5 protein-coding genes, 8 tRNA genes and 1 rRNA gene (1 of these 14 only partly in view) are annotated in these 9329 nt (G+C 42.1%); all 14 read left to right on the top strand.

The window, feature by feature from the left end:
• Positions 1-979 (top strand): 23S ribosomal RNA (locus FXF36_RS07435); it begins 1903 nt to the left of the window's first position.
• 139 nt (positions 980-1118) lie between these two features.
• Positions 1119-1191, top strand: a tRNA-Asn gene (locus FXF36_RS07430).
• Between the two features lie 76 nt (positions 1192-1267).
• A tRNA-Glu gene (locus FXF36_RS07425) sits at positions 1268-1339 on the top strand.
• Between the two features lie 25 nt (positions 1340-1364).
• Positions 1365-1437, top strand: a tRNA-Thr gene (locus FXF36_RS07420).
• Between the two features lie 62 nt (positions 1438-1499).
• Positions 1500-1573 (top strand) — tRNA-Ile (locus tag FXF36_RS07415).
• A 21-nt stretch (positions 1574-1594) separates the two neighbouring features.
• Positions 1595-1668, top strand: a tRNA-Asp gene (locus FXF36_RS07410).
• Between the two features lie 17 nt (positions 1669-1685).
• Positions 1686-1758 (top strand) — tRNA-Val (locus tag FXF36_RS07405).
• Positions 1759-1830: 72 nt separating this feature from the next.
• Positions 1831-1914 (top strand) — tRNA-Leu (locus FXF36_RS07400).
• Between the two features lie 28 nt (positions 1915-1942).
• Positions 1943-2016, top strand: a tRNA-Arg gene (locus FXF36_RS07395).
• A 110-nt stretch (positions 2017-2126) separates the two neighbouring features.
• Complete coding sequence (locus tag FXF36_RS07390) at positions 2127-2405, top strand: acylphosphatase (RefSeq protein WP_151623172.1); 279 nt, start codon at positions 2127-2129, stop codon at positions 2403-2405.
• Between the two features lie 53 nt (positions 2406-2458).
• On the top strand, positions 2459-2899 hold the full coding sequence (locus FXF36_RS07385) for a flavodoxin family protein (protein ID WP_151623171.1): 441 nt from the start codon (positions 2459-2461) through the stop codon (positions 2897-2899).
• An 82-nt stretch (positions 2900-2981) separates the two neighbouring features.
• Positions 2982-3728 carry an HAD family hydrolase gene (locus FXF36_RS07380; RefSeq protein WP_151623170.1) on the top strand — a complete coding sequence of 249 codons (747 nt, stop codon included), beginning with the start codon at positions 2982-2984 and terminating at the stop codon, positions 3726-3728.
• Positions 3729-3830: 102 nt separating this feature from the next.
• The gene (locus FXF36_RS07375) at positions 3831-5468 is read left to right on the top strand and encodes a GH25 family lysozyme (protein ID WP_151623169.1); all 1638 of its coding nucleotides are present in this window, start codon (positions 3831-3833) and stop codon (positions 5466-5468) included.
• 242 nt (positions 5469-5710) lie between these two features.
• Positions 5711-9259 (top strand): carbohydrate binding domain-containing protein, encoded by a 3549-nt coding sequence (locus FXF36_RS07370; RefSeq protein ID WP_151623168.1) that lies wholly within the window; start codon positions 5711-5713, stop codon positions 9257-9259.
• Positions 9260-9329: the final 70 nt, after the last annotated feature.

The following is a 9329-nucleotide window of genomic DNA, read 5'->3' as shown; positions in this document are numbered from 1 at the left end:
TAACGGTCCTAAGGTAGCGAAATTCCTTGTCGGGTAAGTTCCGACCCGCACGAAAGGCGTAATGATTTGAGCACTGTCTCGACAATGCATCCGGTGAAATTGAAGTACCAGTGAAGATGCTGGTTACCCGCGCCAGGACGGAAAGACCCCATGGAGCTTTACTCCAGTTTGGTACTGGGATTCGGTACTGCATGTACAGGATAGGTGGGAGACTATGAAGATGGGACGCCAGTTTCATCAGAGTCTGTTGGGATACCACCCTTGTAGTATTGGATTTCTAACCAGCCGCCGTGAACCGGTGGTGGGACAATGCCAGGCGGGGAGTTTGACTGGGGCGGTCGCCTCCGAAAGGGTATCGGAGGCGCTCAAAGGTTCCCTCAGAATGGTCGGAAACCATTTGAAGAGTGCAAAGGCAGAAGGGAGCTTGACTGCGACACCGACGGGTGGAGCAGGTACGAAAGTAGGACTTAGTGATCCGGTGGTATAAAGTGGGATTGCCATCGCTCAACGGATAAAAGCTACCCTGGGGATAACAGGCTTATCACTCCCAAGAGTTCACATCGACGGAGTGGTTTGGCACCTCGATGTCGGCTCATCGCATCCTGGGGCTGTAGCAGGTCCCAAGGGTTGGGCTGTTCGCCCATTAAAGCGGTACGCGAGCTGGGTTCAGAACGTCGTGAGACAGTTCGGTCCCTATCCGGCGCGGGCGGAGGATATTTGAGAGGAGCTGCCCCTAGTACGAGAGGACCGGGGTGGACGGACCACTGGTGTATCAGCTGTCGACCAACGGCATAGCTGAGTAGCCAAGTCTGGACGGGATAAACGCTGAAGGCATCTAAGCGTGAAGCCCCCCTCAAGATGAGATATCCCCTCCATAAGGAGATAAGATCCCTTAAAGACGATAAGGTAGATAGGTTCAAGGTGTAAGTGCGGTAACGCATTCAGCTGATGAATACTAATAGATCGAAGGTTTATTCTAAAAGAGATGTAAGCGTGTTCTCGAGCACTGTATGAAGTTTTGAGGTTGCTATAAACCTTAAGTATTCCTCAATAGCTCAGTTGGTAGAACAATGCGGCGAGTTCCCTGTTTTACCGAAAGTTTGATAGGAAGATAATAATCCTCAATAGCTCAGTTGGTAGAGCACTCGGCTGTTAACCGAGTTGTCGTAGGTTCGAGTCCTACTTGGGGAGCTGAATATTGATTAAATCAATATTTTATGTTATTATTACTGGGTCGCCGATATAGGCGTTGAATTAAAGCCAGTTTGGCTCCGTGGTCAAGCGGTTAAGACATCGCCCTTTCACGGCGGTAACACGGGTTCAATTCCCGTCGGAGTCACTTGCCTTTTGGCGAATAACATTAAGCCGATGTGGCTCAATTGGCAGAGCAGCTGATTTGTAATCAGCAGGTTATCGGTTCGAGTCCGATCATCGGCTTTTTTCTACTTGATAGAAAGAGGCCAATTTTTTTTTAAAGGTCTTGCTTGTTCATACAATATGGACCTTTAGCTCAGTTGGTTAGAGCAACCGGCTCATAACCGGTCGGTCCAGGGTTCGAGTCCCTGAGGGTCCACTTTCTAAAATTATTATATATGGCCTCATGGCTCAGTTGGTTAGAGCGCCGCCCTGTCACGGCGGAGGTCGAGGGTTCAAGTCCCTCTGGGGTCGTTTCCAGTTTTTATTATGGGATCTTAGCTCAGCTGGGAGAGCATCTGCCTTACAAGCAGAGGGTCACAGGTTCGAGCCCTGTAGGTCCCATTAGATGTAAATCGCAAGCGATTTACTAGCATACTTTTTTCTTTCATTTCATTCAGAAAAAAGCATGCGTATGCCGTAGTGGCGGAACTGGCAGACGCGCGGGACTTAAAATCCCGTGGTGGCGACATCGTACCGGTTCGATTCCGGTCTACGGCATTCACTTACGTGAGTGAAATAATAATGTGTGTGCGTAGCTCAGCTGGATAGAGCACTTGGCTACGGACCAAGGTGTCGGGGGTTCGAATCCTCTCGCGCACGCTTTATCAGAGAAGAGATAGGAGTTAATCTTATCTCTTTTTTTTACATATTTAAAGGAATTTAGTATATTATTGATTGTGTAAATATGAAATTCAATTTCGAGGATTGGGATGAAGGAAGTAGTTAGATATAAAATGGTTTTCACAGGCAGGGTACAAGGCGTAGGTTTTAGGTATAAGGCAAGCCATGTAGCTAACCAATATCGTTTAACTGGATATGTGAAGAATGAATATGATGGCTCTGTCTTAGTTGAGGCTCAGGGGTCAGAGCAGGAAATATATATGTTTATAAAGGTGCTTTATGCAGACAGATATATTGACATCTATGAAATTGAAAAAGAGAGATTGCCAGTTGAGGAGGATGAGCGCAGCTTTATTATCCAATACTAAATATGATAGAATGAGGAAGTAAAGATTAGTTTTGTAACGGGAGGTAATGATTAATGAAATCAATAATCGTGTATGCATCTACACATCATGGGAACACTAAGAAAGTTGTGGATGCTATAGTTAGTGAATGTGGAGTTGAGTCTGTTGATGCAATTTCTGTTCAGGAGAAGGATTTATCAGAGTATGATTTAATTGGATTTGCATCTGGAATATATGCGGCTAAGTTCCATCCTCAGATTATTAAATTTGCACAGGATAATCTTCCGGATAATAAGAAGATATTCTTTATTATGACAAGTGCAATGGACAAAGATTTTTCCAAGTCAATCACATCATCTTTAAAAGATAAGAAATTTGATGTTGTTGGTGCATTCTCATGTAAGGGGTACAACACCTTTGGACCATTTAAGTTAGTTGGTGGCACAGGAAAAGGACATCCGGACGAGAAAGATTTGAAGAATGCTGTAGAATTTTACAAAGGTCTTACTTTATAAAATATAAGAGTTTTAAAGCTTTCTGAGGAATACTTGGAAAGCTTTTTTATGTATTGATTAACAGGAGAATTATAGCAGAACAATGAAATATAAAAATTATATTTTTGATTTATATGGCACACTTATAGATATCCATACAGATGAAAAAAATCCAAAGTTGTGGGAGTATATGTCAGTTTATCTTAAAGACAATTTTGGAACGGTAATTGAAGCGACAGAATTAAAGTCAAATTATTTAAAATTATGCAAGTCCGAGGAGAAGAAACTTGCTAAAGAAAATGGAAGCAACCATCCAGAAATAAAAATTGAGTGGGTATGGGAAAAGCTTATAGGAAGGCAGGTGCCTGACTTCGAAATGAGGACCTTGTGCAATTCCTTTAGAGAAAAATCTCGGGATAAGCTTGTAAGATATGAAGGTGTTGCAGAAGCACTAACAGCAATTAAAGATGCAGGGGCTAACGTATATCTGCTTTCCAATGCGCAACGTCTTTTTACAGAAAAGGAATTAGAAGATACAAAGCTGACACAGTATTTTGATGATATTTTTATCTCGTCTGATAAGGGAATAAAAAAGCCTGATGGACAATTTTTGCAGGATCTTATAGACAAGCATTCACTTAATAAAGAAGAATGCGTTATGATTGGAAATGAGGTTCTTGCTGATGTCGGAGTGGCTATGGCAGTGGGGGTAGATTCGATTTTCCTCAACACCTATAATCATCCTAGGTGGGATATAAAAAGAGATTTGAGCAGATGTGGGGCTGATATGGAAAAGGTTAAACTGATTCTTGAGGTCACTCCAGCTGAATATAAAAGCCTTATTATATAAGGATATTTAGGACAAGTATATGCGAGGCAATTATTGAATTATCGCAGATATAGGATTAAACTAAAGAATGGTTGTTAAATCACGATTAAGGAGAATGATAATATGAAGGGTGAATATGAACACTTGAATAATGACGGGAGAATCGCCCATTCGAGGAACAGAAAGAGGATGAATGCGATGCGTCGCAGAAAGTTGATTATTCTTGGAGCGGCCGCAGTCCTCGTGTTAGAAATATTCGTATTTACGATATTTAAAATCGTAGGTAAGAATAGTGATGAGGTTGAAGTAGCTGATAATAATCTTCAGACCGAGAAAACAATAGATCCAAATGCTGACATAAAAATCGAGGTGGTTGAGAACGCTGAGGATGTTCAGGATTCGGCACAGGAAGATGAACAGTCTTCAGAAGAGGTTACTGCTGAGGAAGCAAAGGCAGATCCCCAGACAAACGCCGTAACAGAAAAGGGAGAGGCTGTAAACGTAGTAGATATTGTAAGTGCAAGTAATGTTGGAGAGAATGCTAGCATAACCTATGGAATTGATGTTTCAAGATTTCAGGGCACCATTGATTGGGCTCAGGTTGCAGCATCCGGAATTAATTTCGCAATGGTGCGTGTTGGATATCGCGATTCACAGACAGGTGAGATTAAGGCTGATACCAATGCAAAATACAATATGCAGGAAGCTGAGAAAAACGGTATCAAAATCGGTGCATACTTCTTTTCTACGGCAGTGAATGCCACTGAAGCAAATGAGGAAGCAACCTGGGTGGCGAATTATATTTCAAAATATCCTATCACATATCCTGTTGGATACAATTGCGAGGGATTTGAGAACAGCACAAGCCGTCAGTACAATCTGACAAAGGATGAGCGAAGCAATGTGGCAATTGCGTTCCTTGATGCTATATACAAGGCTGGTTACACACCTATTTTTTATGCTTCAAAAAATGAACTTTCCAACAATGCAAAGTGGAACACTTCAGAAATAGAAAAGAATTTTAAGATTTGGATGGCCTGGTATAATCAGGATACTTCAAATTTGGCATCCGGCCCAGCGTACTCTGGAAAGTGTGCAATGTGGCAGTACACAAATCAGGGAACTATTCCTGGTATTTCGAAGAAGGTTGATGTTGATGTTGCATACTTTGGATACAATGGAACAGAGACAGCCAAGGACACATCAGCTCGTGAGACAGCCACTGCAGATGTTGAGGCATTGATGAAGTTTACAGATACAAATGAGACTGTTACAGCAAAGAGCAAAACTAATTTGAGAGATAAGCCAAGTCAGGGAGCTGACAGCAATGTAAAAGTTACACTTCAGAATGGACAGACAGCAACCCGTACTGGAACAAGCAATAGTGGATGGTCAAGGGTTGTTTATGACGGAGTGACATATTATGCTGTTTCAAGCTATCTTACTACTGATCTGAGTGCACCTGCACCAACACCAGAGGCGGCACCAGCAGAGCCTACACCAGAGCCAGCGGTGGCACCTGCTACATCTGGATTTAAGACAAAGTTTACAGATTGCAGCGAGTTAATCACTGCAAAGGAGATGGTAAACCTTAGAACAAAGCCAAGTGTTACTGATGCGGATTCATCAGTTGTAGTTACTCTTTACAATGGAATGACTGCAACTCGTACTGGAATCAACAATGAATATGGCTGGTCACGCATAGACTACAACGGACAGACGCTCTACTGCGTAAGCAGCTATATCAAAGTAGTCGAGTAAAGTTGTATTGATGAATTATATTAATTAAGTGAGCCAGTAACTATCAAGCTCTTGGTGTTACTGAAAGGAACATTCTAAAGTGACTGGAATTAATACCAAGGCTTTAGAGTGTAACTGGTGGACTTGGTGCATGCTATTAATTGAATAATTTTGACAAAAAAAATATAGATTCGATATAAAATTTAAACCATTTTACCTAAGCTATTCTCATACTTCATGTATTTAATAGGAGGAGAATACGCATGAAAAAGGGAAAATGGTTTAATTTTTTTGCCATTGCAATGGCTGCGACGGTTGCAGTGACAAGCGTGCCTGTGACTGGGGTTCAGGCAAAGACAAAGGATTCCATTAAAGACAAGTATTCTGATGAGGGATATGAGCTTGTCTGGAATGACGAATTCGAGGGAGATTCACTTAATACATCGGACTGGAATGTGGAACAGCATGAACCTGGCTGGGTAAACTCAGAGCTCCAAAGATACACAGCTTTGGATGAGGGCAATATTGAGGTAAAGGATGGTAAACTTTATTTAAAGCCACATGTTGAGGAGACCAAGGTTGAAAATGAGGATGATAACGAAGAAGAGGAAGTTGTAGAGGAGAAGGTATCTCACATTGCATTTGACGTAAATGTTAGTGAGGACAAGAAGGACTCAGATACAATAGCTCTTCAGGTTAACTTTGGAAAGATTGAAGACAGTGAGGCTGGAACTGCGGCGGCGACTGTAAAGCTTTCAAACATTTCTCTTAAGGAAGATGGAGAGGAGCTTTTGAGAGATACAAGCTTCTCAGGAAGTGATTGGTACTGTGGATTTAATGATCCTGGCAAGGGCTCTGTTTCTTATGAAGATGGAAAGGCAATAATCAATATAGAAAATTCTGGTGACCAGAACTGGCATATTCAGCTTCAGCAGAACGGTCTTAAGCTTGAGGCTGGTCACAGCTACAGCTTTGAGATGGATGCTGTTGCATCTGCCGACAGAATGGTGGAGATTAGCTTTCTTGACCCAGATAATGGATACGATTGGTATGGTGGAAGCAAAGCTACAATCGAAGGCTCGAAGCTTTCAGGCGGAAGCAGCAGTTCGTCTTCATCATCAAAGCGTGAGATTACATCAGGCCGTATTACAACTCAGAACAAGCATGACTTTACTTATGGTCGTTTCGAGGCAAGAGCAAAGGTGCCAACAGGTAAGGGATATCTTCCAGCATTTTGGCTCATGGCAACAGATGAGGGCCTCTATGGTCAGTGGCCACGCTGCGGTGAGATCGATATCATGGAGGTAATGGGTCAGGATACAACAAAGTCTTACCATACAATTCATTACGGCTATAATTCTGGAAATGGTCACAAGGAGAATCAGGGAACAAAGGAAATTATAGAGAATGATTTCGCTGACGAGTACCATGTTTTCAGAGTAGACTGGGAACCAGGACAGATTACTTGGTATGTGGATGATGAGAAGGTATTCAGCACAAACGATTGGTATACAGGTGCTGACGAGGATAGCCAGCTTACATATCCAGCACCATTCGATCAGGATTTCTATGTGATTTTAAATCTTGCAGTAGGTGGAAGTTGGGTAGGATATCCAAATGACGATGTCTATGCAAAGATGAATGATGATAACTACACAATTGATTATGTGCGTGTTTACCAAAAGTCTGAAGAGGAATACGAGAAGGAAGAGGCTAAGGCAAAGCGTCCAGAGAAGGAGCCTGTAACATATCGTGAGGCTGATGAGGAAGGCAACTACATAATCAATGGCGATTTCTCAAAGGATATTGCAATTGATGGTGCGGAGGATGCTGACAAGGATAACTGGGTTCTTCATCTCGAGAGCGATGCCAAGGATTCAACATATAAAGTAAAGAACAATAAAATCAAGATTACACCATCAGCTGTTGGTTCTCAGAATCACAGCGTTCAGCTTAAGCAGGCTGGAATCCCAATGTATAAGGGATGGGAATATGAGCTTACTTTCGATGCTGTAGCAGACGAGGAAAGAGCGATTATCGTTGATGTGGAAGGTCCAGACAGAGGATGGACTCGTTACATGCAGGATACTTCTGTAAAGGTTGGTACAAAGAAGCAGTCATACACATACACATTTACAATGAATGACAAGACAGACCCTAATACAGCATTAGAGTTTAATCTTGGTAAGCAGAAGTCAACTGCAGCAGTTACAATTTCAAATGTAAAGCTTGTTCATAAGTCAGGCGAGAAAATCGAGGAGACAAACGAAAAAGAGATTCGTTCAGATGGAAACTACATTTACAATGGTGGATTCGATCAGGGCGAGGGTAGACTTGGTTACTGGGAGATTGAAGATGCTGACAAAGAAGCATTTTCAGTAACAAACAAGAAGAATTCAAGAATGCTCAAGGTTGTTGCACCTAATGGAACTTCAAAGAGCAATCCACTAAAGATTGGTCAGCGTGAGCTCAGCCCAATTTCAGCAGGACAGTACGAAATCAGCTTTGATGCTTATACTGAGGATGGAGAGGAGGATGGCCTTACAGTAAAGGTGGCAGGTGAGACTTATACACCAGCACTCACAGGAACACAGAAGCATTTTTCAAAGAAGATTACAGTAGAGAAGAGCTTAACTCGCAAAGCCTCAAATGTTGAATTCGTATTTACGAAGCCAGGAACCTATTATCTTGACAATGCGTTCTTAACAGAGGCAGCTTTAATCAAGAATGGTTCATTTAACGCAGGTATTGCAGGATTCTCACCATATATTTATGATTCTGTAAATGCAAATTATGTTATTGATAACATGAACGGAAATGACAATACCTTCGCTATTACAATCGAGGATACCGTTGCAGATAATGATGATAACTGCTGGTATATTCAGCTTAATCAGGATGGAGTTAATCTTGAAAAGGGCAAGACCTACAAGGTTTCATTCAAAGCAAAGTCATCCATCGAAAGAGTTATCAAGTACTCACTTCAGGAGTTTGAAGGGGCTTGGACAAATTACAGCGGAACAGGTTCTGTAGAAATCGGACCAGAGTGGAAGACATTTGAGCACACATTCACAATGGAGAATGAGTCAGACCCGAACACTCGCTTCAATATCACAATGGGCTCAGTTGATGGAATCAGAATTAAGGAAAAGCATGATGTTTACATCGATGATATTGTACTTGTAGAAGTAGATGAGGACGAGCCAGTACCAGAGCCTTCTAAGAGTGAGGATGCGCCAAAGACTAAGCCAAGTGATTCGCCAGCAGTTGACGAGCCAAAGGCAAAGCCTAGCGACAAACCAGTAGTTGAAGAATCAGAGAACAAGACAGAGGAAACAAAGTCAGAGCAGAAGACAGAGACTAAGACAGAGCAGAAGTCATCTTCTAACTCAAGCCAGAGCTCAAGCACAAGTTCTTCACAGTCAAGCACATCAACAAGTGCAGCAGCCAACACAAAGATTGCCGATACACAGGTTCCATCAACAGGTGATGTAGTTGCTGCTCAAGAGACAATAAAGGTCGCTAATAATAAGTCAGCTACAAAGACTAAGAAAACAGCATCTACAGCATCAACCAAGTCAACAGAGCAGACAGAGACTGAGACAGAGGAAGAAGTGTCAGGAGAAGCTACAGAGGAAATCGTAGAAGAGACACAGATTAAAGAAGAGGAAACTCCTACCACAACTACTGAAACAGAAGAGGAAGTTGTTAAGGTAGAGGAGGAAACTCCAGCGGAGAGTACAGGATTCTTTGCAGCAATTGCAAGATTCTTCAAGGCTATTGCAGAATTCTTTGCTAATTTATTCCGCTAAAAGCATATGATGTGTATTTTTTATAACAGGTAGTGTAAAATAGTCGTTAGAGGCGAAAGCTTCTAACGAC

The organism is Pseudobutyrivibrio xylanivorans (assembly GCF_008935055.1).
In the GTDB taxonomy this organism is placed as follows: Bacteria; Bacillota; Clostridia; order Lachnospirales; family Lachnospiraceae; genus Pseudobutyrivibrio; species Pseudobutyrivibrio xylanivorans_A.
This window is presented reverse-complemented; position numbering and strand designations above follow the sequence as displayed.